The sequence below is a fragment of the Actinoplanes sp. TBRC 11911 genome, assembly GCF_012933445.1.
Classification (GTDB): domain Bacteria; phylum Actinomycetota; class Actinomycetes; order Mycobacteriales; family Micromonosporaceae; genus Actinoplanes.
On record NZ_JABBNC010000012.1, the window covers coordinates 21,190 to 48,053 of the forward strand.

Annotated in this window: 23 protein-coding genes; 15 read left to right on the plus strand and 8 right to left on the minus strand. The window is 70.2% G+C overall.

Annotation, left to right across the window (positions count from 1 at the left end; genetic code table 11):
* Positions 1–631: 631 nt before the first annotated feature.
* A complete protein-coding gene (locus tag HH310_RS18360; RefSeq protein WP_169176806.1) occupies positions 632–2,776 on the minus strand; it encodes a bifunctional SulP family inorganic anion transporter/carbonic anhydrase in 2,145 nt (714 codons plus the stop codon).
* Between the two features lie 117 nt (positions 2,777–2,893).
* Positions 2,894–3,964, minus strand: coding sequence for an NAD-dependent epimerase/dehydratase family protein (locus HH310_RS18365; protein ID WP_169176807.1), 1,071 nt, complete (start codon positions 3,962–3,964; stop codon positions 2,894–2,896).
* A 426-nt stretch (positions 3,965–4,390) separates the two neighbouring features.
* Between HH310_RS18365 and HH310_RS18370 the strand changes: the two genes are divergently transcribed.
* The 6 genes from HH310_RS18370 to HH310_RS18395 all read left to right on the plus strand — a co-directional run bounded on the left by HH310_RS18370 (position 4,391) and on the right by HH310_RS18395 (position 9,278).
* On the plus strand, positions 4,391–4,636 hold the full coding sequence (locus HH310_RS18370) for a hypothetical protein (RefSeq protein ID WP_211192317.1): 246 nt from the start codon (positions 4,391–4,393) through the stop codon (positions 4,634–4,636).
* A 49-nt stretch (positions 4,637–4,685) separates the two neighbouring features.
* Positions 4,686–5,591 carry a helix-turn-helix transcriptional regulator gene (locus tag HH310_RS18375; protein ID WP_169176808.1) on the plus strand — a complete coding sequence of 302 codons (906 nt, stop codon included), beginning with the start codon at positions 4,686–4,688 and terminating at the stop codon, positions 5,589–5,591.
* 96 nt (positions 5,592–5,687) lie between these two features.
* A complete protein-coding gene (locus HH310_RS18380) occupies positions 5,688–7,022 on the plus strand; it encodes a nitrate/nitrite transporter (RefSeq protein ID WP_169176809.1) in 1,335 nt (444 codons plus the stop codon).
* Positions 7,023–7,053: 31 nt separating this feature from the next.
* Positions 7,054–7,902, plus strand: a complete 849-nt coding sequence (locus HH310_RS18385) for a hypothetical protein (RefSeq protein WP_169176810.1) — start codon at positions 7,054–7,056, stop codon at positions 7,900–7,902.
* Positions 7,903–7,911: 9 nt separating this feature from the next.
* Positions 7,912–8,415 carry a mycothiol transferase gene (locus HH310_RS18390; RefSeq protein WP_169176811.1) on the plus strand — a complete coding sequence of 168 codons (504 nt, stop codon included), beginning with the start codon at positions 7,912–7,914 and terminating at the stop codon, positions 8,413–8,415.
* Positions 8,415–9,278 (plus strand): class I SAM-dependent methyltransferase, encoded by an 864-nt coding sequence (locus HH310_RS18395; protein ID WP_169176812.1) that lies wholly within the window; start codon positions 8,415–8,417, stop codon positions 9,276–9,278. Before HH310_RS18390 ends, HH310_RS18395 begins: the two co-directional genes overlap by 1 nt.
* Position 9,279: 1 nt before the next feature.
* Here HH310_RS18395 and HH310_RS18400 read toward each other — a convergent pair whose 3' ends face one another.
* The 4 genes from HH310_RS18400 to HH310_RS18415 form a co-directional block, all read right to left on the minus strand.
* On the minus strand, positions 9,280–10,746 hold the full coding sequence (locus HH310_RS18400; protein ID WP_169176813.1) for a sensor histidine kinase: 1,467 nt from the start codon (positions 10,744–10,746) through the stop codon (positions 9,280–9,282).
* 3 nt (positions 10,747–10,749) lie between these two features.
* Positions 10,750–12,408: an FAD-dependent oxidoreductase gene (locus HH310_RS18405; RefSeq protein ID WP_169176814.1), complete on the minus strand. Its 1,659-nt coding sequence runs from the start codon at positions 12,406–12,408 to the stop codon at positions 10,750–10,752.
* Between the two features lie 9 nt (positions 12,409–12,417).
* Positions 12,418–13,614, minus strand: a complete 1,197-nt coding sequence (locus HH310_RS18410; RefSeq protein WP_312034184.1) for an NAD(+)/NADH kinase — start codon at positions 13,612–13,614, stop codon at positions 12,418–12,420.
* Positions 13,615–13,777: 163 nt separating this feature from the next.
* Positions 13,778–14,344: a DUF305 domain-containing protein gene (locus tag HH310_RS18415; RefSeq protein WP_169176815.1), complete on the minus strand. Its 567-nt coding sequence runs from the start codon at positions 14,342–14,344 to the stop codon at positions 13,778–13,780.
* Between the two features lie 137 nt (positions 14,345–14,481).
* Here HH310_RS18415 and HH310_RS18420 point away from each other — a divergent pair, with 137 nt between their 5' ends.
* From HH310_RS18420 to HH310_RS18455, 8 genes are all read left to right on the plus strand, one after another.
* Positions 14,482–15,825, plus strand: a complete 1,344-nt coding sequence (locus HH310_RS18420; protein WP_169176816.1) for a ferredoxin reductase family protein — start codon at positions 14,482–14,484, stop codon at positions 15,823–15,825.
* Between the two features lie 158 nt (positions 15,826–15,983).
* On the plus strand, positions 15,984–17,573 hold the full coding sequence (locus HH310_RS18425) for a DUF1996 domain-containing protein (protein ID WP_248294132.1): 1,590 nt from the start codon (positions 15,984–15,986) through the stop codon (positions 17,571–17,573).
* Between the two features lie 112 nt (positions 17,574–17,685).
* Positions 17,686–18,306: a hypothetical protein gene (locus HH310_RS18430; RefSeq protein ID WP_169176817.1), complete on the plus strand. Its 621-nt coding sequence runs from the start codon at positions 17,686–17,688 to the stop codon at positions 18,304–18,306.
* A gap of 84 nt (positions 18,307–18,390) precedes the next feature.
* Positions 18,391–19,593 (plus strand): ATP-binding protein, encoded by a 1,203-nt coding sequence (locus HH310_RS45390; protein ID WP_169176818.1) that lies wholly within the window; start codon positions 18,391–18,393, stop codon positions 19,591–19,593.
* Positions 19,590–20,222: a response regulator transcription factor gene (locus HH310_RS18440; RefSeq protein WP_169176819.1), complete on the plus strand. Its 633-nt coding sequence runs from the start codon at positions 19,590–19,592 to the stop codon at positions 20,220–20,222. Before HH310_RS45390 ends, HH310_RS18440 begins: the two co-directional genes overlap by 4 nt.
* A gap of 164 nt (positions 20,223–20,386) precedes the next feature.
* Positions 20,387–21,538, plus strand: coding sequence for a multidrug effflux MFS transporter (locus HH310_RS18445; RefSeq protein WP_248294149.1), 1,152 nt, complete (start codon positions 20,387–20,389; stop codon positions 21,536–21,538).
* Positions 21,539–21,601: 63 nt separating this feature from the next.
* Complete coding sequence (locus HH310_RS18450; protein WP_211192318.1) at positions 21,602–22,825, plus strand: SGNH/GDSL hydrolase family protein; 1,224 nt, start codon at positions 21,602–21,604, stop codon at positions 22,823–22,825.
* A gap of 50 nt (positions 22,826–22,875) precedes the next feature.
* Entirely contained in the window at positions 22,876–23,679 is an 804-nt protein-coding gene (locus HH310_RS18455; protein WP_169176820.1) for a PrsW family intramembrane metalloprotease, read from the plus strand.
* A 22-nt stretch (positions 23,680–23,701) separates the two neighbouring features.
* On the opposite strand, the gene HH310_RS18460 is transcribed toward HH310_RS18455, so the two are convergent.
* A complete protein-coding gene (locus HH310_RS18460) occupies positions 23,702–25,129 on the minus strand; it encodes a DHA2 family efflux MFS transporter permease subunit (protein ID WP_169176821.1) in 1,428 nt (475 codons plus the stop codon).
* Positions 25,130–25,220: 91 nt separating this feature from the next.
* On the opposite strand from HH310_RS18460, the gene HH310_RS18465 reads away from it, so the two are divergent.
* On the plus strand, positions 25,221–25,892 hold the full coding sequence (locus HH310_RS18465; RefSeq protein WP_211192319.1) for a TetR/AcrR family transcriptional regulator: 672 nt from the start codon (positions 25,221–25,223) through the stop codon (positions 25,890–25,892).
* Here HH310_RS18465 and HH310_RS18470 read toward each other — a convergent pair.
* Complete coding sequence (locus tag HH310_RS18470; protein ID WP_312034186.1) at positions 25,889–26,863, minus strand: methyltransferase domain-containing protein; 975 nt, start codon at positions 26,861–26,863, stop codon at positions 25,889–25,891. The genes HH310_RS18465 and HH310_RS18470 overlap by 4 nt on opposite strands.
* Position 26,864: the final 1 nt, after the last annotated feature.

Genomic DNA, 26,864 nt, shown 5'->3' on the forward strand with positions numbered 1-26,864 from the left:
CCCGCGACCGCGCGGTGGGGAGATGACGCAGGACTGGGCGGACTGGCCCGGTCGGCTCGCCGGCCACTTCTCGCCCGGGTCAGCCCGGACACTCCGCGTCCCACGATGTGGTCGCAGCGACTCACAATCCGGACTTCTTCGCGACCTTGGAGAGTTGCGCCCACATACGAGCCATAACTCTCCAAGGTCTACGTCAGCCCAAGAAAAGCGGCTGAACAAAAGCCATGCAACGGGACATAATTACACTCCACAATGGACGCCGATCCCACGGAGTGGACCCGATTCCACGATGTGGCCGCGGATCCCGGACAACGGACCGGCGTCCCACACCTTGGACGGTCACGCCCACGACCAGCGCACGGGCGACCACGAAACCGGCGATGGGGCCACTGCGCACCCGAATGCGGCCTGGCCGCCGACCGGATCGACCTGGCCTACCGCCATGCCCCCGATCTGGCCCACGCTGCGGCGTTACCGCCACGATTGGCGCTGGCTCAAGCTCGGCTCCAGGTCGACGCCCTCCGCCCGGGCCACGTTGGTGGAAAGGAGTTTCGGGTGTGCCGGGGCGTCGTCGCGTTCGGTGTGGGCCGCGGCGACGACACACGAACCCGGCCCGGGAGCAACCGCCCATTCAGGACACAGCCGGCACAACCCCCTGCCCGGGATCGACTGCATGCATACGCGCCTCGGCTAGATCGAAGTACATCCCGGCCAGAACGAGCGCGCCACTCTCCTCTGCCGCCCGAACAACCGGATATGTCCGTAAATTGTGGAGCTGCTGCATCACATTAGCGCGCTCACAACGTGCCTCATCATCGGGACAATCGACCACCGTACCGGACAACAGCAGCCACCTCCCCAACTCCGAATCGGGCCGATACCCACCGTCGCGCAACGCCCGCACGGCCCCACACCCGGAATGCCCACACACCGTGATGGTGCGGATGTGGAGCACCTCCACCGCGTACTCGATCGCCGCCCCCACCGAAGAATCACCGGCCCCGTACGGCGGGACGATGTTGCCGATGTTGCGGAGGCAGAACAGGTCGCCCGGACCGCTCGTGGTGATCAGGTTCGGCACCATGCGAGAGTCGGCGCAAGTGATGAACAGCTGCTCAGGCCGCTGCCCGTCGCGCGCCAACCCGGCGAGATGCGGCCGGACCAGCGGCGCCACGCTGCGCTCGAACTCGCGGATCCCCACCTCCATCGCGTCCCGCCGCTGCCGGTCGACGCTCTGCCACTGCGACCAGGAACCGAACCGGCGCGGCGTGGTCTTGCCCGCACCGAGCCGGCCGCTGGTCGCCCGCGCGAACCAACCCCCGTGCATCTCACGCACCGTGACGGTCCCGCCGCTTCTCCCGTACGCCTCCCGCCAGTCCTCAATGATCTGAAAGGCGCCGTGGTCGAGATAGTCGAGGTGCAGCTCGACCGCCACGGTTTCGCCCGGCGGGATCGCGTTCAGAACCCGCGCGAGTCGCCCGGATCCGACGAACGCGAGCGTGCCGCTGATCGACACCGTCCACTCGCCGGGCGCCACCGCCACGGCCCGGATCTCGCAGCGCGCCACCCGCCACAGCATCAGCACCAACGCCACGGCGAGGCCGAGCGCGACCCCGGTGAGCAGGTCGAACGCCACCACCCCGAGCGCGGTGACCAGGTAGGTGGGTAGTTCGCGGTGGCGTACGTAGGTGCGGATCTGAGCGAGACTGATCAACCGGAGCCCGACCACGACGAGGACCGCGGCCAGCACCGCCATCGGAATCGTCTCCAGCAGGCCGGCCCCGAGCAGCACGAACACCGCGACCCACACGCCGTGCAGCATCGCCGACATGCGGGTGCGCGCGCCCGCCGCCACATTCGTCGAGCTGCGCACGATCACGCCGGTCACCGGGAGGCCGCCGAGCAGGCCGGAGACCGAGTTCGCGGCGCCCTGGGCGATGAGCTCGCGGTTGAGGTCGGCGCGCGGCCCGTCGTGCATCCGGTCGACGGCGACAGCGGAAAGCAGCGACTCCACGCTGGCGACCAGCGCGATCGTGAGCACGGCGACGGTGATCTCGGCGATCGGCGCGTCCGGCCATTGCGGGAGGGTGAGCTCCAGATCGTCCGGTAGCCGGACCCGTGCCACGTCGGCACCGAGCGCGGCGGCCAGCGCCGTCGTCACGACAACCGCGACCAGCGCGGCCGGCAGCAGCGACGCCGACCGATGCCACCAGCGAACCGGGCTCGCCTGCGCCGGCATCCGGACGAGCCGTGGCCAGACCAGCAGGACCGCGATGGTGAGCAGGCCGAGCAGGACCGACGCGCCGTGTATGCCGGATATCTGCGCGGGCAGGTCGCGGATGTTGTGCCAGGCCTCGCTCTGCGGCGCACCGCCCAGCACGACGTGGATCTGGCTGAGCGCGATGACCAGCCCGATGCCGGCCAGCATCCCGTGCACGACAGCGGGCGAGAGGGCGAGGGCCGCGCGGCCGAGGCGGGACGCGCCGAGCAGGATCTGTACGCCACCGGCCAGCGCCACAATCGCGGCGGTGGCGGCGAAACCGTAGTGAGCGATGGTGCCGGCGACGATCACGGTGAGGCCGGCGGCCGGGCCACTGACCTGCAGCGGGGCGCCGCCGAGAGCGCCGGCGACCAGGCCGCCGACCACCGCGGCGATGAGGCCGGACAGCAGCGGCGCCCCGGACGCGGCCGCGATCCCGAGGCTGAGCGGGATCGCGATCAGGAAGACGACGATCGACGCCGGTACGTCATGCCGGAATGCCTTGAACACGGACATTCCGGCAAAGTACCGATTTGTCGGGGCAGGCGCGTGGCGACTGGCGCGCCTCCAGGTAAGCCACAGCGAATTGCCAGGGCGGCTGGAGGGGCTGCGTGGCCCCCACCGCCGCTTAGCTCATGCCTTCCAGAGGTCCTGGTTCGCCTCGTACATCTCGCGCAGGATCGCCGGCACGTCGTAGGTCATCCGCCAGTCCGGGAAGTGCTCCTCGAACCGTGCCGTGCTGGACACCCACCACTGGTGATCGCCGGTGCGGGCCTGGTCGACGTAGTCGGTGCGCGCCTCCAGCCCGGTGATCTCCTCCGCGATCTTGAACGCCTCGATGTGGCTGCAGTTGGAGAACCGCCCGCCGCCCATGTTGTAGACCTCGGCGACCCGCGGCGCGCGGTAGAACGCCTCGAACGCCGAGACCAGGTCGTGCGAGTGGATGGCATCGCGGACCATTTTCCCCTTGTAGCCGTAGATGTGGTAAACGCGCTGCTCCATCACACAGCGCATCACGTACGCCAGGAAGCCGTGCAGTTCGGCGGCGGAGTGACCCGGTCCGGTCAGCGTGCCGCCGCGCATCACCGCGGTGGGCATGTCGAAGTACCGTCCGTACTCCTGGACCATCACGTCGGCGGCGACCTTGCTGGCCCCGAACACCGAGTGCAGCGTCTGGTCGATCGACATGTCCTCGGTGATGCCGCCGAACCACTGGTGGTCGGTCGGCAGCTCGTAACGCGTCTCCTGCTCGATCAGCGGAAGGCGGTTGGGCGTGTCCCCGTACACCTTGTTGGTCGAAGTGAAGATGAACGGCGCGTCCGGGCAGTGCTGGCGGACGGCCTCGAGCATGTTGAGCGTGCCGACCGCGTTCACGTCGAAGTCGGTGAACGGCTCGCGGGCGGCCCAGTCGTGGCTCGGCTGCGCGGCCGCGTGAATGATCAGGGCGACGTCGCGCCCCAGCTTCGCGAACAGCTTGTTGAGCCCATCGCGATCGCGGATGTCCAGGTCATGGTGGGTGTAGCGGTCGCCGACCTCCTTCTTGAGGCGGTCCAGGTTCCACTTGGTGGACCCGTCCGACCCGAAGAAGTAGCCGCGCATGTCGTTGTCGACACCGACGACGTCCATGCCCAGCCCGGCGAAGTGCCGCACCGACTCCGACCCGATCAACCCCGCCGACCCGGTAACCACGACCACACTGCTCATCAAGACCTCCGCAAAAGGTGCCGCAACGGCCCGAGGTTACCGCCCGCGCCGGCCCACCCTTTCCGCACCCGCCGCCCCTGGCACGGTATGGGGACTCAAGCGCGCGACCGGCGCCGCCGGGCCGTTGCCGCGACCCGGACGGCTCATCGCTACCTCCTCGAACCCGCTACCGACCTGTTTCTGCCGGGACTGCATAACTCCAGTGTCGGGCGAATTTCCGTGGATAATCGTGCCGATTCACCAGACGCGAATTGTGCTCACGGTCAACGATGCTGGATCCCGACGGCAGATTTCCGCAGGCGTCGGCGAGACGGCAACGCCGAGATGGCAGGATGTGGCCTGAAAACACCACATACACGAGGGTGGTACGCCCGATTTGCGAGGTCTGGCGTGGCCAAATTCGTGTCTCGAGAATCGAGCGCTTCCATGGATACTAGCAAGAGCATCGCCGACGACCTCGCCGGGGATTCCGTCATCGTCGCGTCGCGCGCGGTCGCCAACATCTGCAACACGGGTGCGTGCCCGACCGTGTACGAGAGCGGCCCGGCATCGGTCGTCGTGCAAGGATTCAAGGTCTCGGCGGACCGCGTGGGCATCGATCTCCCCGATGGGGAGACGCTCGTCGAGATCCCGCGCGAGCTGTTAGCCGAAGCGCTTCGTAACCTGTCCTAATCACCGGCACGTCCGTCGCCGGTGAATTCGAGGAAGGGGGAGGTGACTGATGTCGAATGAACCCTCCCCCGACTTCGTCGGGCCCGACTCCGACGAACCGGTCGGCGAGGCCCTCGCACGGATGCGGAAGGCACGGCGCCTGACCGGTGCCGAGCTGGCCGCCCAGGTCGCGATGAGTCAGCCGAAGATCTCTCGGATCGAACGCGGGCAGGTGCTCGCCGACCCGGCTGACATCGCACTGATCGCCCAGGTCCTCGGTGCCGACGAGGCCACGATCGGTCGGCTGGTCGAGCGCACCGAGCGAGGTCACGACCGTCTGACCGATCTTCGGCCGACCTCGATCGACCTCTCGAACAGCCAGAAAGCGATGATCGAGTGGGAGTCGACGGCCCGCGAGACCCGGTGCTTCGAGTCGGTGGCCATCACTGGTCTTCTCCAGACCGGCGCCTACGCGCGCGCCGTGCTGCGGGGGTTTCAGCGCCTCGCGCAGGGAGGAACTACTCAGCCGTCGCAGGCATTGGTGGCCAAGGCGGTTGCCGAGCGGACACGGCGCCAGGAGATCCTCGCCGACCCCACGAGGTCGTTTCGATTCGTGATGATCGAGTCAGTGTTCCGGAATCGGATCTGCTCGCCGGTCGACATGCTCGGTCAGATAGAGCATCTCCAGGATGTCGTGGAGACGTTTGACAACGTGGTGATCGGCATCGTCCCGGACATGGCACCGTTGCCGATTCCGCCGATGCACGGTTTCGCGCTGCTAGACGACAAGTTGGTCTCCATCGACGCGTTCAACACCGCGATGGTGTCCCGGGGCCGCCGCGACGTACAGCGGTACCGGCAGCTGTTCGACGCGTTCGAAAGCCTGGCCCAGACAGACATCGCGGGCATCCTCACCAGGTACCGCAGGCTCTACATCGACCTGCTCCGCGACCTGGACGACCGCTCGGGGACCTGACGACGGCGTCCGGGGTGATCGGACACACGTTGTTGGTGCCGGGCGTGCGGAGCAGAGTTGAGGGCTGTTGTGTAAGGAGCGAATGGAAGGCGGCACATGGCCCTGCGTCCCGGAGCCCGGGCCTGGGTGGTGTGGGCCGTCGGCCTCGCCGCGTACATCACGGCTGTCCTGAACCGCACGTCGCTCGGCGTCGCCGGGCTGGACGCGCAGTCCCGTTTCCACGTCGGTGCCGGCGCTCTGGCCAGCTTTGCCGTGCTCCAGCTGCTCGTCTACGCCGGCCTGCAGGTTCCGGTCGGGCTGTTGCTGGATCGATTCGGCTCGCTGCGCCTGGTCGTCGCCGGTGGGCTGATCATGGCGAGTGGGCAGGTGCTGCTGGCCGTCGCGGGCGGCGTGGAGACCGCGGTCATCGCCCGCGTGCTGGTCGGTGCCGGCGACGCGATGACGTTCATCAGCGTGCTGCGGCTCGTGCCGCACTGGTTCCCCGGGCGACGCGTGCCCGTCCTGACCCAGCTCACCGCCCTGATGGGGCAGGCCGGCCAGGTGCTCAGCGCGGTTCCGCTGGCCGCGCTGCTCGCGACCCGGGGGTGGACCACCGCTTTCTTCGGCGCCGCCGGCGTCGGGGTGTTCGTGGTGCTGGCGGCGGTGGCCGCGTTGCGCGACACCCCGGAACGCCGGATCTCCCGTGGCCCGGCCGTCACGCTGCGCCAGGTCGCCCGGGACGTGACCGGCGCGTGGCGGCATCCCGGCACCCGGCTCGGCCTGTGGTCGCATTTCACCACCCAGTTCTGCGGTACGGTCTTCGCGCTCATCTGGGGCTTCCCGTTCCTCATCGCCGGTGAGGGGCTGAGCCGTGGCGAGGCGAGCGCGCTGCTCACCGTGTTCGTGCTGGTGGGCATGGCGACCGGCCCGGTGATGGGGATCCTGGTGCAGCGGTATCCGCTGCGCCGGTCCTGGCTGGTGCTGGGCGTGGTCGGCGCGAACGCGGCCGCCTGGGCGCTGGTGATCGCGTGGCCGGGTCACGCGCCGATTCCGGTCCTGGTGCTGCTCGTCGCCGCGCTGGGCGTCGGCGGTCCCGGTTCGGTGATCGGCTTCGACTACGCGCGCACGTTCAACCCGCCGAACCGGCTCGGCACCGCGACCGGCGTCGTCAACGTGGGCGGGTTCTTCGCCTCGCTGGTGACCATCGAGCTGATCGGCCTGATCCTGGACGCGCGCACCGGCGGGCGGGCCGACTACGACATTCACGACTTCAAGATCGCGATGTCCGTCCAATTTCTCGTGATGGCCGTCGGGGTGATCGGCATCCTGCGAAGCCGCAGCCTGGCGCGCCGGCGGATGGCCGAGGAGGGCGTGGTGGTCCGGCCGCTGCGCGAGATCCTCGCGGAACGACGTGTTTTGACCCGGACGCGCGCGGTAAAGGCCAAAACCTGACCCTGTACGCCGCCAACAGTTAGTGGAGGACATGACCGAGCACGCGCCGGAGCGGATCTGGTCCAATATCGACATCCCCAAGACCCTCGCCGGAGTTCTGGCCGCCGTGTCGGCCGCGGTGATCGGTTCCTTCCTCGGAGTAGCGGGCACCCTGGCCGGCGCGGCGATCGCCAGCCTCGTCGGAACCCTCGGCACCGAGTTCTACACGCGAGGCATCGACCGAGGTCGCAAGAAACTCAAATCGACGTTCGTGGCGGCACCCGCCGCGGTGGGCACGCCGCCGGTGCGGGCCGCGCACTCGCCCGCGTCCCAGCTGGAGGCGCCGGGCGTGTATCGGGCCTCGGCCTCGGTGCCCACGCCCGCCGCCCCGCGCCAGTTCCGCTGGGGTCGCGCGGTCGCCGTGGCCGCCGCTTTCTTCGTGCTGGCGGTGGCGTTGCTGACGGTCTTCGAGCTGGTCACGCACCGGTCGATCGCCGACGCGGTGGGCAGCGGCAGCGGCAAGAGCACGACGATCGGCAGCGTCCTGACCGGCCATGACCGCCGGCAGGCGCCCGCGGAATCGCCGACGCCCGCCGACTCCGGCTCGCCGACGCCGTCGCAGTCGACCGACCCGCAGCAGGGCGGCCGGCCGACGACCGAGGCCCCGCCGACGCAGCAGCCGACGACCGAGCCGCCGACCCAGACGACCGAACCCCCGACGCAGGGCCCCACCGGCCAGAGCGGCACGGGCACCGGCCAGGACGGAACGAACAACCAGGGCGGCACCGGCTTCCAGGGCGGCGGCACCGGCCAGGGCGGAAGCACCGGCCAAGGGGGAAGCGCCGTTCAGGGTGGCGCCCGTTTCCAGGGCGGGACGACGCCGGGGCCCGATCAGGAGTAGACACGAGGCATGGACGCCAAGGACATCCTGATCGACGGCTTAGAGCGCCTGCCCCGCAACGTGCACATCGCGGCCCGCCGGCTGACCCCCGAGCAGTTACATTGGGCCCCGGCCCCGGGCGCCAACACGATCGGCTGGCTGATCTGGCACCTCACCCGCATCCAGGACGACCACGTCTCCGAGGTGATGGGCGAGGAGCAGGTGTACGCCACCGGGGACTGGCCGGAGCGCTTCGGCCAGAAAGACCCGACGGACACCGGCTGGGGGCACACCCCCGCGCAGGTTTCCTCGGTACGCCCGGAGAGCGTCGAGGTCCTGGAGGGCTACTACGGCGCGGTGCACGAGCGGACCCTGCGCTACCTCCGCGGCCTGACCGACGACGACCTGGACCGCGTGGTCGACCGGAACTGGGACCCGCCGGTCACCTTGGGCGTCCGCCTGGTCAGCGTCATCGACGACGACGCGCAGCACGCCGGGCAGGCCGCGTACGTGCGCGGCCTGCTCGAGCACTGATGGCCGAGCAGACCGCCAGTCGTACGGCGGTGCTCGTCTGCCAGGGGCGGGCGGTGGCGGACGGCCGGTACGCGGTGGGTCGTTTCGCCGATCCGACCGCGCGGAAGCTGCTGCGGGCGGACGAGCGGGAGCAGGTCCGGCAGGTGGGCGCGGACGAGCCGCCGAAGGAGCTGGGCGGCCGGATGGCGTACGAGATGATCAAAGCGGGTGCGCTGCTCATCGTGGCCCGGACGGTGGCCATCGACGACGCCGTCGTCGCGCACGAGGGGCCGCAGGTGGTGATCCTCGGGGCCGGGCTGGACGGGCGCGCCTGGCGGATGGACGCGCTGGCCGGCGTGCCGGTCTTCGAGGTCGATCAGCCCGCGTCGCAGCGCGACAAACGGGACCGTGCCGAGGCGCTGCCCGCCGGCCGCGCGCCACGTTACGTGCCGGTCGACTTCGGCGAGGACGACCTGGGTGAGGCGCTGGAGGCGGCCGGCCACGACGCGCGGACGCCGACCACCTGGGTGTGGGAGGGCGTGGTGCCGTACCTGACCCGCGACGAGGTCACCGCGACGGTGGCCGGCGTCGCCGAGCGGTCCGCGCCGGGGAGCCGCCTGATCGTGAACTACCAGGCGCCGTCGGTGACCGGGGTGATCGCGCGGCGGCTCATCGGCGGTGCGATGCGGCGCGCGAATCCGTGGGCGGCCGAGCCGTGGCGCTCCGCGTGGAGCGCCTCCGGCATGTCCGGGCTGCTGGCCCGGTACGGCTTCGTGGTGCGCGACGACCACGACCTGCTCGCCACGGCGGTGACGCTGGACGCGCCGACCGGCCCGCGGACCAGTCAGCGCAACGCCCGCGTCGCCGTCGCCGACAAGGCGTGACTCAGGTCGAGGAGGGCTCGGCGAACGGCAGGCGCACCTGGAACCTGGTGTCGCCGGGCTCGGACTCGACGGTGATGTCGCCGCCGTGGCCGTTGACCACGATCCGGCGGGAGATGTCCAGGCCGAGGCCGGTGCCCTCGCCGACCGCCTTCGTGGTGAAGAACGGTTCGAAGACCCGCTTCTTGACCTCCGCCGGAATGCCCGGTCCGGTGTCCTCGATCGCGACGACCAGGTCGTCGTCCTCGCGGTAGGTGTGCACGGTCAGTGTGCCCACGCCGTTCATCGCCTGGACCGCGTTGTCGATCAGGTTCGTCCAGACCTGGTTCAGCTCGGCCGGGTGCGCCGGGATCTGGGGCAGCGAGCGGTCGTACTCCTTGACCACCTTGACCCCGTTACCGATCTTGTGGTTGAGCATGACCAGCGTGCTGTCCAGGCCGGCGTGCACGTCGATCCACTGGTGCGCGGCGCGGTCCATCTGTGAGTACTGCTTCGCGGCGGACACCAGCGACGACACCCGGCCGGTGGCGTCCTCGATGTCGCTCATCAGCTGCTCGGTCTCCAGGGCGTAGCCGAGCCAGTGGGTGGCCTGGTCGAGCAGTTCCGGCGAGCCGACCTTCGCCTCGATGTCGTTGAGGCACGCCACGTCGAGCCCGGCCTGCGCGAACACCGGCGCGATGTCCCAGCTGCCGGTGATGTTGCGCTTGTCCAGCCAGTCGCCCAGCTCGTCCTCCAGGTCGGCGGCCTCCATGGCGGTCATCGGCTTGGCCTTCGCGGCCTTCTCGATGACCTCCTCCTGCAGCTCGACCAGCGCGTCCAGGCGGTCCGGCGGGACGTTGCCGGCGGCCAGCATGCCCAGCTTGTGCCGCATGCCGGCGACCCGCTGGCGGAGCGCGGCGGCGGCCCGGGACGCGGCGGCGGCCGGATTGTTCAGCTCGTGCATGAGTCCGGCGGAGAGCGCGCCCAGCGCGGCGAGGCGCTGCCGCTCGCTGACCGCGGCCTGCCGGTCCCGCATCCCCAGCATCAGGCCCTCGAGCAGGTGGATCGCCATCGGGAACCACTCGCGCATCAGGTGGCCAAAGTCGGCAGCGGAGAGCACGAAGAAGTCGGAGTCGTCCAGCGCCCGCATGGTCGCCGCGTACTTGCGGGGCACGCCGTCGTCGCGCAGGTAGGCGTGGGTCGCGCCCATGTAGACGCCGCGCTGCTCGGTGCGGGTGGTCTGGACATCGTCCTGGCCGACCCGGCGGTACAGCGCGATGGTGCCGCTGAGCAGCACGAAGAACTGTGTCGCCTCGTCGCCCTCACGCAGCACCGTGCCGCCGGCCGGCATGTGCATCGTGCAGCCGCGGGCGGAGATCCACTCGAGCTGCTCGTCGGTCAGCTTCTCGAACAGGAACAGGGTGCGGAGCTCGGCGGGTGTCAACTGGCCGGGTTCGCAGGGAACAAGCTTGACCTCGTCCGTGTCAGCCATGGGTTACTGCGCCTCCAGGTAACGATGGACCAGCGTGACGGCCATCGCGCCCTCGCCGACCGCCGAGGCCACCCGTTTGACCGAGTTGGCCCGGACGTCGCCGGCGGCGAAGATGCCGGGAACACTGCACTCGAGGTAGAACGGATCCCGGTCCCGATCCCATCCCTTCGGGCGTGTTCCGTTCGTCAACAGATCCGGACCCGTGTAGACGAAGCCACGACCGTCCCGGGCGACCGTTTCGCCAAGCCAGTCGGTACGCGGCTCGGCACCGATGAACACGAAGAGGGCACCGCATTCCACGGTCACCTCCCGGTTGTCTTTGTTGTCACAGATCGTAATCGCCTGGAGGTGCCCGTCGCCCACCGCACTGATCACCTCGCAGCGGGTGCGGACCCGGACGTTCTCCGTCCGGTTGAGCTGCTGGATGAGGTAGTACGACATCGACGACTCGAGCGAATCGCCCCGGACGAGCAGGGTGACCGATTTGGCGTACCGGGAGAAGAAGAGCGCGGCCTGACCGGCCGAGTTGGCACCGCCGACGATGTAGACGTCGGCGCCGGCGCAGGCCGGGCCCTCGGTGGCGGCCGAGCCGTAGTAGACGCCGGAGCCGGTCAGCTCCTCGACGCCGCTGGCCGCGAGCGGCCGGTACGCGACGCCGGTGGCGAGCACTATCGAATGCGCCGAAACCTCCCCGCCGTCACCGAACGTGAGCGTGCGGGCCGAGCCGTCCAGCCGCAGGCCGGTCACCTCGCGCGTGTTGAGCACCTCGGCGTCGAACTTGCCGGCCTGGCGACGGGCACGCTCGGTGAGCTGAGCACCGGAGACGCCGTCCGGGAAGCCCAGATAGTTCTCGATGCGCGAGCTCTGCCCGGCCTGCCCGCCCATCGCGCTGCGCTCGACCAGCAGCGTCCTGAGGCCCTCGGACGCGCCGTAGACCGCGGCGCCGAGCCCGGCCGGCCCGCCGCCCACGATGATCAGGTCGTAGAAGTCGCGGACCGGCGCGGTGGCCAGCCCGGCCGCCTCGGCCACCTCGGTGGTGGACGGCTGCGCCATGGCCCGCCCGTCGGCGGTGACCACCAGCGGGATCGACTCGGGGCCCACCCCGGCGGCCTCCAGCAGGCGGCGGCCCTCCGGCTCGTCGGCGGCGAGCCATTTGTACGGCACGAGGTTGCGCGCCAGGAAGTCGCGGATCTGGTACGACGGCTCGCTCCAGCGGTGCCCGACGACGCGGATGTCCTCGAGCTCGCGGTCGCCGGTGGCGTCCCACGCGTCGAGCAGCGCGTCGATCACCGGGTAGAGCTTCTCCTCCGGCGGGTCCCACGGCTTGAGCAGGTAGTGGTCGACGTCGACCACGTTGATGGCCTGGATCGCGGCGTCGGTGTCGGCGTACGCGGTGAGCAGGGCCCGCCGCGCGTTGGGGAACAGGTCCATCGCCTGTTCCAGGAACTCGATGCCGTTCATCTGCGGCATCCGGTAGTCGGCGAGCATGACAGCGACGCGGCCGCCACGCAGCTTGATCTCCTTCAGCGCGTCGAGCGCCTCGGCGGCCGAGGAGGCGCGCAGGATGCGGTACTCCTCGCCGTACTTGCGACGCAGGTCCCGGGCGATCGCCCGGGAGACCGACGGATCGTCGTCGACGGTGAGGATCGCGGGGTGGCCCATGTTGTTACCTCAGCTGTGAGAGTTGGGGTCGGCCAGCAGGTCGGAATACTCCGGGTGACGGTCCAGGAAGCCGATGACGAAGGGGCAGGACGCGACGACAGCGGTCTGGCGATTGCGCGCGTCGGCCAGCGCCGCGGTGGCCAGCCGGCTGGCGAATCCCTGCCCGGCGAAGGGCTGCTCGATCTCGGTGTGCATCAGCTCGACCTGCGTGCCGTGCCGCCGGTAGTGCAGCACGCCGGCCACCTCGCCGCCGATGATCAGCTGATACTGCTGCTGCTCGAAGCTGTCCACGACGAACGCGTCGGACGCGTCCGGCACGCCCACCTGAGCGCTGCCCTCGACCCGAAGTTTACGGCGGGCCCGTTCGTAGAACGAGGTGTGCCCGAGCCGGACCACCTGCGCGGCGGCCGGGATCGGCTCGATGGTGAGCCGGTCGTCGGGCCCGGCGTAGCCCTCGATGATGCCGTCCACCTCGATGGCCAGCCGGCCGCTGCCGAAGAGAACGTCCAGCTCCAGGCGCTCCTGCATGGCGAGCATGAGGGGCCGGTTGAAGGACGAGTGGGCCGCCGCGGCGGTGACGATCAGGCCCTCGACGTTGGGCGAGACGATCGGGCCGCCGGCCGAGAACGAGTACGCCGTGGAGCCCGTCGGTGTGGCCACGATCACAGCGTCGGCCGCGTAGTTGACGAAGTTTTTGCCCTCGACCGAGATGCCGACCGCGGCGAGGCCGTCACCCGGCACACGCACCAGGGCGATGTCGTTGAACGCCGAGACGTCCTTGCCGTCCGGCAGGGTCGTCCGGACCGCCGTCCGCGGTTCGATGGTGAAGTTGTGCTCGTCGATGGCCGACAGGGCCTCGCTGAGGTCGGGCAGATCGACCTCGGCGAGGAAGCCGAGACGGCCCACGTTGACCCCGAGCACCGGCGTCTTGCGGCCCTCGACCAGCCGCATCGTGCGCAGCATCGTGCCGTCGCCGCCGAGGCTGACCAGCAGCCCGGCGCGCTCGATCATCTCTTCCTGCGTCACCGCGATCGCGTCGCACTCGATCCGGTTGATCTCGTCGTGCAGGCCCAGCACGGTCACGTCACGCCGCGCCGCCCAGGTCACGATCGCGTCGATCGCCGCGCCGCAGTCGCGCCGCGGGTGCAGCACCAACCCGACGACCTTGACCATGCCCATGACCGCTACCCCACCAATCTCGCGCACGCACGGAAAGCACCAGCCTCGCACGTCGCGCCGGGTGTCCGCGAGTTCGGGCGACCGAACGCACGTCAATGGTTCCCGGCCGGTTTCACGGCGAAAGGTTGACGACCGAAGCACCAGCTTGACGCGGCCACGTTTCCGGATGATGGCCGAGGTGTGACCAGTGTTACGCGGCGGCGGCGAGTTGACGCAGAGCCGCGTCGCAGTCGGTCGCGATGCGGGTGGCCAAGGCGCGGGTGTCCGGGTCGGTGCCGGCCTTCTGCTCGTCCTGGGCCAGCCGGCGGCTCTGTTCGAGGTAGGTCCGGAGCTGTTCGCCGACTGCCCGGTCGAAGCCCGGGCCGGTGAGAGTCGCGAGCCGGGTCACCTCGTCGGCGGGTATCAGGCCCGGCATGAGCATGCCCTCGTGCGGGTTCGCCGAGGGCAGGCCGGCCCGGTCGTGCAGGGAGTGCAGCGTGGTGAGCCCGGCCGTGGCGGAGGCCTGCACCTCCGCGCTCAGCTTCGTCAGCGCCGGTTCGCCGCTGCGGGCCGGCACCAGCGCCAGCAGTGGCAGGACCTGATCGTTCATGGCGATGTTGATCTCGATCCAGGCCAGGTCGGTGCCGCCGAAGGTGGCGGAGACGGCGACGGAAGCGGCCGGGACCACCTCGGGGGCGGCGGCCGCCCGGTGGGTGCACCCGGCGGTGGCCGGCAGGAGCGCTGTGGCGATGAGCAGCGCCGCGAATTTTGGTCTCACTCGTGGCTCGCTTCGGTTGCCGGAACACGACGATTCGCGCCATGGAGTATGCGCAGTCGAATACCCGCGGATCAACCGGTGGCGAAAAGAAAATGGAATGACTTCGCCGGATAACACAAAATCGCGAAACCGAGGGAATGTTCACGGAACCTCCCGGCCGGCGGGCCGGATTTGTAGGTTCGGTCGCCGTGCGGCTCGCGATCAAAACGGTGGCGGCGGGCAGTCTGCTCGCCGTCGTCCTGTTCTGGCTGGCCGGACGCGACGCCGCTCCGGCCGGCGCCGCGGGGTACGGCCGGCTGGCCGCGCTCGCCTGCACCGACCTCCTGCTGCTGCAGGTGCTGCTGATGGCCCGGATCCCGTGGGTCGAGGCGGCGGTCGGGCAGGACACGCTTTCCCGTTGGCACCGCTGGACCGGGGTGACCTCGTTCCTGCTGCTGCTCGCGCACATCGTGCTCGCCCTCGGCGGGGACCCGGTGGTGCGGGTGTGGCAGTTGCTGTCCGCGTACCCAAGCATGGTTTTGGCTGTGTTTGCCCTGGCCGCGCTGGTGCTGATCATGGCGACCTCGGCGCGGCGGGTGCGGCGCCACATGCGGTACGAGAAGTGGCACCTGCTGCATCTCTACGCCTACCTGGGGATCGGCCTCGCGGTGCCGCACGAGCTCCTGCTGGGCGACGACTTCCGCGGGCCGGCGGCACGGTTCGCGGGCTGGTCGGCCTACGTCGTGGTGGCCGGCGCGGTGCTGGTCTTCCGGCTCGGGATGCCGGTCTGGCGCACGGTGCGGCACCGGCTGGTGGTCGACCGGGTCACCCCGGAGGCGCCGGGTCTGGTCTCGGTCTACCTGACCGGCCGGCAACTGGACCGGCTGCCGGCGCGGGCCGGGCAGTACTTCGTCTGGCGGTTCCTGGACGGGCACGGCGCGCTGCACGGGAACCCGTTCTCGCTGTCCGGCTCGCCGCGCCACGGGGGCCTGCGGATCACCGTGAAAGCCGTGGGGGACGGCAGCGCCCGGGTGGCCGCGCTCCGACCCGGCACCCGGGTGCTGATCGAGGGACCGTACGGGCGGATGACCGCGGCGAACTACGGCGGCGGGCCGGTGACCATGCTCGGCTGCGGGGTCGGCGTGACACCGCTGCTCGCGCTGCTCTGGGACCTGCCGTACGACTACGGGACGGCCACCCTGGTCTATCGCACCCGGCACGCGCACGACGTGGCCTTCGTGGACGAGCTGGAGTGGCTGGCGCATCGCCGGGGCGTACGGCTGGTGCTGCTGGTCGGGCCGCGGGCCGCGCCGGACTCGTGGCTGCCGGCCGGGTACGCCGACTACACCGACGTCGAGGCCCTGCGTGAACTGGCACCGGACATCGCCCGGCACGACGTCTACGTCTGCGGCCCGGACGCGTGGGCCGCGGCCGTGCTGCGGTCCGTGGGCGAGACCGGGGTGGCGCCCGGCCGGCTGCACCGGGAGAGCTTCGCCTGGTAACCGGAATTTGCTTAAGAAGGTCTTAAGGAACGGCGCGATAACGGTTTTTCCCGGCCCATTTTCCGCGCGCTTATGGGTCTTTGGGCTCAAGACCCGTGCCGTTCTTCTCACTACCGTTCTGCCGCGTACTCGATCTTCTTGCCAATGGAGAGATCCCGATGAGATCCCGTTCCCTGTCCCTCCATCGCGCGCCACGATCACGGCGCCTGACGATGGCCGGCGTCGGCGTCGCACTGGCCGGTATCGCCGGCTGGTTCGTCTTCGGCAATCTGCTGTCGGCCGGTGCCGACGAGATTTCCCTTTCCAAGGGCAAGCCGGTGACCGCCTCGTCGGTCGAGCAACGCGCCTTCCCGGCCGAGGCCGTGGTCGACGGCGACGACAAGACCCGCTGGTCCAGCGCCTTCGCCGATCCGCAGTGGATCCAGATCGACCTCGGCGCCTCGTCGGCCATCGACCGGGTGGTGCTGAACTGGGAACGGTCGTCGGCCAAGGCGTTCCAGATCCAGGTGTCGCCGGACGCGAAGACCTGGAACACGGTGTACCAGACCAGCACCGGCACCGGCGGCGTCGAGACCCACACCATGAACGCCACCGGCCGCTACGTGCGGATGTACGGCACCGCCCGTAACTCGCAGTACGGGTTCTCGCTGTTCGAGTTCCAGGTGTTCGGCAAGGCGGGCAGCGGCCCGGCCAGCTCGCCCAGCACGCAGCCCAGCTCCGGGTCCTCGTCCAGCGCGCCGGCGGGCACCCCGTCGAGCGCGCCGGCGAGCACCTCGACCGGCGCCCCGGCCACCACGCCGGCCGGCGCGCCGCCGACCTCCGGCAGCGGCAGCAGCGGCGGGGCCGGATGGATCATGGCGCCCAACCCGGTGACCAACGTCAAGCCGTCCCACGAGGTCCCGCCCAACAAGGGTGGATTCCACGAGTTCCAGGCGAACTGCTCGGTCAGCCGGACCAACCTCGGCGACGACCCGATCGTCTTCCCGGGGATGCCAGGCGCGTCGCACCTGCACACGTTCATGGGCAACACCACCACGAACGCGAACAGCACCGTCGAGTCGCTCTCGAAGGGGCAGACCACGTGCAAGGCCAAGGGTGACCTGTCCGCCTACTGGACGCCCACGCTTCTCAACGGCGACACCCCGGTCAACCAGGAGGGTCTGCAGACCATCTACTACAAGAGCGGCGTCAACGACTACCGGAGCGTCCAGCCGTTCCCGAAGGGCCTGCGGTTCGTCGTCGGCAACGCGAAGAACACCGACGCGGACAAGTTCCTCGCCGCCACCGAAGAAGGCTTCGAGTGCGGCGACAGCTACAAGAACAAGAACATTCCGCAGACCTGCTCGAGTGAGCGCAGCGTCAAGCTCAACATCCGATACCAGGCGCCGAGCTGCTGGGACGGCAAGCACCTGGACTCGCCGAACCACCAGGACCACATGGCCTACCCGATCGACACCCACACCGCCGCCGGGATGGTCTGCCCGGACGACCACCCGGTCGCGGTGCCGAAACTGGAGTTCAAGATGGCGTGGCCGGTCAACGGCGACATGTCGAAGGTGCACTTCTCGAGTGGCGCCGGCCCGACGTTCCACTACGACTTCTTCAACGCCTGGGACGACAAGACCCTCGCCGCGATGATCAAGGGCTGCATCAACGCGGCCCGGCAGTGCGACGCTCAGGGTCACGACGGCCGGGATGACCAGCAGCCCGCCCCGTACGTGCTGAACAAGGACTACCTCCTGCCGTAAGTGTTGCCGGGCACGAGGGGTGGGGCGGCTTCGCGGGCCGCTCCGCCCCTCGTCGTATTGTCGACCCTTCCGGCCAAGCACAGCTTCCGGCCAGCGCGAATGAGGAGTGCCCGTGACCGACGGCATGTCGCCGGACACCTCGCCGGGTCACCAGCCGCCCAGCCGCCGGCGAGGTCAATGGCCGAAGATCGCCGTGGTGGCGGCCGGCATCGCGGTCGCCACCGTTGCCGTGCCTCCCCTGATCACCCCGCACCACGATCCGCACCCGACGGCCTCGTCACCGGCCCGGCAGCCGGTCGCGATCGCCCCCTCGGTGCCGAGCGCGGCGCCGTCGGCCGCGGTCAGCTCCGCGGCCCGATTCACGCCGATCACGATCGAGGCGGAGGACCCGCGCAACACTTTGTCCGGTGGCGCCGCGACTACCACCTGCGGCACTTGCCGGGGCGGCGGCCGAGTCCGCTACATCTGCCTCACCTGCCGGGTGACCGTCCGCACCACGGTGCCGGTCGCCGGCCGGCGGACCGTGACCGTCGCGTACGAGACCGACGGCGACCGGTCACTCAAGGTGAGCGTCAACGGCGCCCCGGCACGCACCTGGCAGGTGCGCGGCTCCGCCTGGACGACGCCGCATTCCTTTCGCTTCACCGCCGACCTGCCGGCCGGGCCGCTGCGACTGTCGCTCTACAACGACGAGTCGCCGGCTCCCGACGTCGACCAGGTCGTCATTTCCTGACTGAATTCCTCATGAAGCCGGTTACCGGTCCAGGTCCGGTTCCGGTAACCTGCGGCTGCGAATCGAGGGGCGGAGCAGTCGGTGGTGGGTGTCGGCCGCGTGGTCGCTGCGGCGGCACTGGCGCGGGCAGCGCTGATCGGCCGTGCTGCGGCCACCTTGACCGCGGCCGCGGCGGGCCTTCTGCTGGTCGACGACCGCTGGCCGGTGGTGGCGGTGATCGCCCTGGTCACGGTGACGACGGGGGCGCAACTCGCCGCTCTTGGCCGATGGCCGGGCCTGGTCACCCGGCGGGCCGCCGCGATCGCCGTCGACTCGATCCTCGTCCTCGCGGTGCTCGCCGTGAGCCGCGGCAGCGTTGCCTATTTCTGCTTCGCCGCCGGCGCCGGGGCGGTGGCGGGGGTCCTCCTCGGGCTGCGCGCGCTGCCGGTGTGGGCCGCGCACGCCGGACTCGGCTTCACGGTCATCGCCGAGGTGCTGCGCCGGACCGAGCCGCCGGTCGACATCGTGGCGTTCGTCGTGGCGTTCCCGATGGCCGGAGCGCTCGCCGGGGTGGGCGCGGCGATGGCCACCACCGCGCTGACCCACCAGCTCGAGCTGTCCGCCCACCTGGTCGCCTCGGCGCAACGTTCGGCGGTCGCCTCCGAGCGCGCGCGGCTGGCCCGGGAACTGCACGACTCGGTGACCAAGACACTGCGCGGCGTCTCGCTGGCCGCGCTCGCGCTGCCGTCGGTGCTGCGCCGCCAGCCCGCGCTGGCCGAGCATCTGGCCGGCACCGTGGTCACTGGCGCGACCGCGGCCGCTCAACAGGCCCGGGAACTGCTGGAGGAGATGCGGTTCGACGTCCGGAATCTGGCCGCCGCCGTCGACGAGCTGTGCCAGGCCTGGAGCGCGTCGACCGGCATACCGATTCGAGTCTCGGCGGCCGCCGTCGAGGTTCCGGACCAGGTGTCCTACGAGCTGATCCGGATCCTGCGGGAGGCGCTCACCAACGTCGCCCGGCACGGGCAAGCCCGGCGGGTCAGCGTCGAGCTGGCGCCGCGGCCGCACGGTCTGCTGCTCGAGATCGCCGACGACGGCGTGGGTTTCGCCGTGCCGGCCGACCTGTCCGGGCTGCAGTCGGCCGGCCACTTCGGCATCGTGGGCATGAACGAGCGGGCCCGGACGGCCGGTGGCGTCCTGCGGATCGCCTCGGCACCGGGCTCCGGCACCAGGATCACGGTCCACCTGCCGCTGGGCGAGCCGGGCACGTCGGTCCGGGGTCACCGGCGCTCGATCGGAGCGCGATGATCGACGTTCTGGTGGTCGACGACAACCCGATCATGCGGGCCGCCCTGCAGGGCATCCTGGCCGCCGACGAACGGCTCCGGGTCGTGGCGGAGGCGGCGAACGGCCAGGAAGCTCTGGCGTTGGCCCGGCGGCTGCGTCCGGCGATCACGTTGCTCGATTACCGGATGCCGATCGCCGACGGGTTGTCGGTGGTCAGCGCGCTCGGCCAGCATTCCGCGGTGCTGGTGCTGACCAGTTCGGACGATCCGCAGGTCATCGCCGACATGCTGCACCGGGGCGCGCGGGGATACCTGGTGCACGGCGAGTTCCAGCCGAACGATCTGATCCGTGCCGTGCACGAGGTCGTCGGCGGCCGCGGCTGGCTGTCGCCGATCGCCGCGTCGGTGGCCGTGTCGATGGCCCGCGAGCAGGTGCCACGCAAACAAGGCGATCCCGCGTACGGCGGCCTCACCGATCGTGAGCTGGAGGTGGTGAACCTGCTCTGTCAGGGCCTGTCCAACGCCGCGATCGCGGAGCAGCTCTGGGTCACCGAGAAGACGGTGAAGAACCATCTGAACCACATCTTCGCCAAGCTCGGCGTCCGCAGCCGCACCGAGGCCGTCGTTCGCTGGACCGCGCAACGGTCCTGACGCAACCGAGTTTCCAGATAATGGCCGGGTTGTGATCACTGTTACGCGCCGGAAGAACGGACGCCCCGCGCACGCTTGTGAATGTCGTGCTCGAGTCTCCCCCCATCGCCGAAGATCTCTCCGACGTCGACTCCCCCACACCGGAACCCACCACCAAGCGCAGCCTGATCCTGCTGCTCGGATTCCTGTCCGCGCTGGGTCCGCTGACGATCGACATGTACCTGCCGTCGCTGCCCACCATCGCCACCGACATGCACGCGGCGGCCGCCGCCGTCCAGCTCACCCTGACCGGCACGCTGGTCGGCCTGGGCGTGGGTCAGCTCCTGGTCGGGCCGCTGTCCGACGCGCTGGGCCGCCGCCTCCCGCTGCTGGCCGGCGTGGGTGTTCACGTGCTCGCGTCGGTGCTCTGCGTGCTCGCCCCGAACCTGGCGATCCTCGGCACGCTGCGATTACTCCAGGGCTTAGGCGCGGCCGCGGCCTCGGTGGTGGCGATGGCCGTGGTGCGCGACCTGTTCTCCGGGCTCGCCGCCGCGAAGCTGTTGTCCCGGCTGATGCTGGTGGTCGGCGTCGCGCCCATCCTCGCCCCGACGATCGGCGGGCTGGTCCTGAACTGGACCTCCTGGCGCGGCGTCTTCGTGGTGCTGACCGTCGTCGGGGCCGCGATCATGACGGCGACCGCGCTGCTGCTGCCGGAGACCCTGCCGGCCGGCCTGCGGCGCAACGGCGGACTGGTGGGCACCCTGCGCGATTACGGCCGGCTGCTCACCGACCGGGTCTATGTCGGGCTGACGCTGGTGGTCGGCTTCGCGATGGCGGCCCTCTTGGCGTACGTAAGCGGGTCGTCTTTTGTGTTCCAGGACGAATACCACATGAGCGAACAGCAGTTTGCGTACGTCTTCGCGGGCGGCGCCGTCGGTCTCATCGCGGCGACCCAGCTCAATGTGCGGTTGCTGCGCCGCTTCACCCCGCAGCGCATCCTCATCGTCGCGTTGCTGGCCGGCCTGGCCGCCGGGGTGGTGCTGCTGGTCGACGCGCGGACCGGCTTCGGCGGACTGGTCGGCGTGCTGATCCCGCTGTGGGCCGCGCTGGCCACTGTCGGTCTCGCGATGCCCAACGCGCCGGCCCTGGCTCTGTCCCGGCACGGCGACGCGGCCGGTACCGCGGCGGCCCTGCTCGGCGCCGTCCAGTTCGGCGTCGGAGCGCTCGCGGCGCCGCTGGTGGGAGCTCTCGGCGTGGGCGCCGTGGCGATGGCCGCCGTGGTGCTGCTCGGGATGGTCGCCGCGAACCTGACACTCTGGCTCGTGGTGCGTCCGTAAACCCCTTGCGAGCTGTGAGAAGCATCCCGCGACCGATCCGGGAAGGGCGTGGAAGATGATCGGATGGACGGCAGGAAGAAGGCCATGGCGTCCATCGGAACCGTCGTGGTCGTCATCATCGGCGTGGTCGGCGCGATGATCGCCCGGCGCAGCGCCGCGGACGGCGAACCGGCCGCGCGGCCACCAAGCCCGCCCGGGTGGGTGGGTACGTGGGCGGCGGCGGTCCAGCCGGGCACCGAGGGCTTCCGGCAGCAGACGCTGCGGCAGATCGTGCACACCAGCATCGGCGGCACGGCGGCCCGGGTGCGCATCTCCAACCAGTACGGGACGAGCCCGCTCACGATCGCGGACGTCCGGGTCGCGGTGGCCGCCGGGGGTGGACGGATCACGGCCGGCACCGATCACGCGCTGACCTTCGGCGGCGCCGCCACCGCGACCGTGCAGCCCGGGCGATCACTGCTCAGCGACCCGGTCAGCCTCGCCGTCCCGGCCCGCGGCGACCTGGCGGTGAGCCTCTATCTGCCGGACGCCGCCGCGCACGCGACCGAACACAGCGTCGCCACCCGCACCAACTACGTCGCGGCCGGCGACCAGAGCGGTGCCGCCTCGATGCGCGCTGCGCAGACCCGTAACTCGTACTACTTCCTGGCCGGGGTCGATGTGATGAACTCGCGGGCGACCGGCGCGGTGGTCACGTTCGGCGCCTCGATCACCGACGGGACCGCTTCCACGTACGACGCCGATCGCCGCTGGCCGGATCTGCTGTCGCAACGGCTGGCGGCGTCCGGGCGTACGGTCGGGGTCCTCAATGCCGGGATCAGCGGGAATCAGTTGTTGCAGGACGGCCAGGGCGAAAGCGCGCTGAAACGGTTCGACCGGGACGTTCTGCAGCAGACCGGCGTCCGATGGGTGATCTTCTCGGACGACCCGATCAACGACCTGAGCGGGCCGAACGCGCCGCCGGCGTCCGAGCTGATCAACGCGATGTCGCAGCTGATCGCCCGCGCGCACGCCGCCGGGATCAAGTTCTACTGCTCGACGCTGACCCCGTTTCAGGGTTCGAGCGGCTGGTCGCCGAAGGGCGAGCAAGGGCGGGACGCGGTGAACGCGTTCATCCGGAGCGCGGCCAGTGGCTGCGACGGCGTCATCGACCAGGACACCGCCACGCACGACCCGGCCGCACCCACTCGGTACCGGCCGGCCGTCGACTCGGGTGATCATCTGCACCCGAACGACCGCGGCATGCAGGACATCGCGGACGCCGTCCCCCTCAACCTTTTCGGCTGAGTGCATGCTCACGGATTGACGCGAGACGCTCGTGGCAAAAGACTTCGCACATGCGCGACAGTTCTCGCCGGTGGGCGTGGCTCGGTGTCCTGGTCATCGGACTGATCCTGTACGTCATCGTGCTGCGGACCCTGATCCACACGCAGAACCCCAACTTCGTGCCGTCGCTGATCCTCCTCGGCGCTGCGGTCGTCCCGATGTCGTTCCTGACCTTCACCCGGGCGCGTACCGGGCGCTGGCAGGTTCCGACGTCCGCGCTGGTCATCGCCGCGTTCTTCGGCGGCGTGATCGGGACCGTGGTCGCCGGCACGCTCGAGTACAACACCCTGCGCGGGCTGGGCATGCTGCCGATGATCCTGGTCGCGCTCATCGAGGAGTCGGCGAAGCTGATCGTCCCGGTGATCCTGCTGCTGACGATCATGTATAGGCACGAGCGCCGGCTGCCCTCCGACGGCCTGATCATCGGGGTCGCGTCCGGCATGGGCTTCGCCGCGCTCGAGACGATGGGGTACGCGTTCACGGCGCTGATCTCGTCGAACGGCAACATCGGCGCGGTCGAGGAGACGCTGTTCCTGCGCGGGCTCACGTCGCCGGCCGGGCACACCGCGTGGACCGGCCTGACCGCCGGGGCGCTGTGGGCGTTCATCGCCAGCCCGACCGGCAAGAAGTTCGCCGAGTTCGTGGCCACCTTCGCCGGCGCGGTCGCCCTGCACACGCTGTGGGACACGTACGCCGGGCTGGTCGCCTTCATCATTCTCGCGGTGATCAGCCTGGGCTGGCTGTTCCTGGCGCTGCGCCGGTACCGCGCGTTCGCCGACCACGACCTCTCGCTGAAGCGACCACTGACCGTCTAGACCGCGCCTGTATTGCCATTGCTCAGGCGGCGGCGGACGCGGCGGCGACCTCCTCGGCGCTCGGCGTCAGCTGCGGCGAGAAGAACACCGTGGCCAGGTTCACCACGGCCAGGATGCCGGCGACCAGCAGTCCGCGATGGAAGCCGGCGACCGAGGCCGCCTGCTGTGACGCCCCGTGGGTGACCGCATCGTTGAGGTGGCTGACCGACAAGGTGGTCACGACGGCCAACCCCAGCGCCCCGCCCACCTGGAAAGCGGCATTCACCACGCCCGAGACGGCACCGGCCTCGTGGTGGACGACGTCGGCGACGGCGGCGATCTGAGCGGGCACGCCGACCCAGATGATGCCGAATCCGAAGATGACGAGGCCGGGGAGTATTCCGCCGGCGTAACTACCCTGCGCGTCTACCTGGGCGAGCAGGAAGAGCCCGGCGGCGCTGAGGATCGTGCCGATCAGCTGCATCGTCCGGGTGCCGATCTTGGCGACGAGGTTGCTCGCGACGACGGCTCCCACGATCGCGGCGATTCCCATCGGCAGGAAGTGCAGTCCCGCCTTCAGCGGCGAATCGCCTCGGGCCTGCTGCAGGAAGATGGCGGTCTGGAAGAACATCGACAAGAAGGCCGCGCCGTTGAGAGCCAGCGAGATGCTGGAGACGCTCAGCGCGCGGGAGCGGAACAGCCGCAACGGCACCAGCGGCGCTTGCGAGCGCGCTTCCCACGCCACGAACGCGATCAGCAGGACGACGCCGGCGACGAGGCTGCCGGCCACCTGCGCCGAACTCCAGCCGTCGGACTCGGCGCGGACCACACCGAAGACGACGAGCAGCAGGCCGGCGGTGCTCAGTGCGGCACCTGGGAGATCGAAGACGCGGGACTGTTCGCGATCCGGCCGGACCCGGTGCAGGACGGCCGGAATGACGGCGACCAGGCCGATGACGACCGGCACGTTGACGAAGAAGACCCAGCGCCAGCTCAGGGCGTCGACGAGGAGGCCACCGGCGACGACGCCGAGAGTCCCGCCCAGCCCGGCGAGGCCACCCCAGACGCCCATCGCGATGTTGCGCTCCTTGCCGTGCGCGAACGTGACCGTGAGAATCGCGAGTGCCGCGGGCGACAGCATCGCGGCGCCCAGTCCTTGTCCCGCCCGCGCGGCGATCAGCACGCCGGAGTCGCCCGCGAGACCGGCGACCAGTGAGGTCCCGCCGAACAACACGAGCCCGATGAGGAAGATCCGGCGGGCGCCCAACAGGTCGGAGGCGCGCCCGCCGAGCAGCAGAAAGCCGCCGAAGAGCAAGGTGTACGCCGAGATCACCCACTGCAAGCCGGCGACCGAGAAGTGCAGATCGGGCTGGATGCTGGGTAGCGCGACATTCACGATCGTTACGTCGAGCACCACGATGAATTGGGCGAGCGCCAGCACGACGAGAGCGGGCCAGAGGTTGCGTCGCATTGCATGCCTCGTAAAGTTGTTTGCGGTATACGCTGTATGTATACGCTGTATATCGGCAGAGTGTACGTAGTAGACTCGGGCGGTGGGCAACGTGAGCCGGAGCACTGCGGGGCGCCCGGGACTCGACCCGGACGTGATCGTGAAAAGCGCCTTGGCCATCGCCGACACCGAGGGCATCGACGCGGTGACCATCCGGCGTCTGGCTCAGGAGCACCAGGTCACACCGATGGCGCTCTACCGGCATTTCAAGGACAAGGACGACCTGCTGCAAGCGCTCGCCGACCGGTTACTGGCCGACATCGTCGTGCCCGACGCGGACGACCGGCCGTGGCACGAGCAGATGCGCTCGACTCTCACCGCCCTGATCGCCGCGCTTCGCCCGCACCCCGACGTGGCTCACCTCACGGTGCCCCGGCTCCTCACCTCGGCCCCGGGCCTCGCCCTGGCGGAGCGCTGCCTCGTCCTGCTGGTCAGCGGCGGGTTCGACATCGATCGGGCGGCCGAGGTCGCCCGGTCGACGCTCTTCTCGCTGGTCGCGCTGGTCGCCGCCGAACCCCGGCTGGATCCACGGACCGAGAAGGACGATCGCGACGATGCCATCGCCGCCCGGCGGGCGGCGCTCGCCACCCTCCCGGTCAGCCGTTATCCGAACGTGGTCGCCGCCGCCGGCACGCTGTCGTACTGCGAGGACGCGGACCACTACTACCAGATCGGGCTCGACCTGACGGTGGCGGCAATGATCCGCACAAGCCCCGGCCGCTAGTGGCGGACGGCGACGGCCAGGAAGTAGTCGTCCGGGTCGTCGTAGCGGGTCAGCGACCAGCCGGCCGCCTCCAGCAGCGGCTTGAGGAGATGGTCGTTCAGCGGCTCGTCGGGGCGCACCGTCCGGCCGTGCCGGGCCGCCAGCGCGGCGCGACCGGCCGGGTGGAACAGCACCAGCCGGGCGCCGGAACGGGCCACCCGGCCCAGCTCTATCAGCCCGCTCAGCGGGTCGGGCAGGTGCTGGATCAGGCCGGCCGTGAAGACCACGTCGGCCGCCGCCGCGGCCAGCGGCAGCCGCCGGGCGTCACCGAGCACCAGGTCGGCGGCCGTGTGCCGGCCCCTCCTACCGGCCTCGGCCAGCATGCCGGGGGTCAGGTCGAGGCCGATGACCCGGCCGGTCGGTCCGGTCGCGGCGACCAGCGTGGGCAGGGCGCGGCCGGTGCCGCAGCCGATGTCGAGCGCGACGTCGCCGGGCTGTGGTTCGGCGGCGGCGACCGCTTTCGCGTACGCCGGCAGGTCGTTGCCGAACCGCTCGTCCCAGCCCTGCGCCCGGATGTCGAAGAACGCCCGGCTCTCCGACAGATACCACTGCTCGGGAGACGCCAGGCGCGGATGCACGTGCCGGATCACCGGCCACTGCGGATCGTGGTGGTCGATCACCACCTGGGCCCGCCGCTCGCCCTCGCCACTGCCGAGGCGACCGCGCGGGCCGCTGCGTAAATAGACGATCACCCGGTCGGCGGCCGGTTCCAGCACGTTCAGCGCCGAGTCGTACCGGCCGCTCATGTCGCCGGTCAGGCCCAGCACGGCGTCGACGCTCCAGGCGCGGGCGGAGGCCGGGAAGGCGGCGGCGAGCCGGGCGGCGAACGCGGCGGCGGCGCCGTTCTCACCACCGTCGATGATCACGGTGAGCGGAGCGCGAGGAGTCAGCACCTCGGCGAGAAACGAGGTGACCTCCGTTATGCGTTCCACG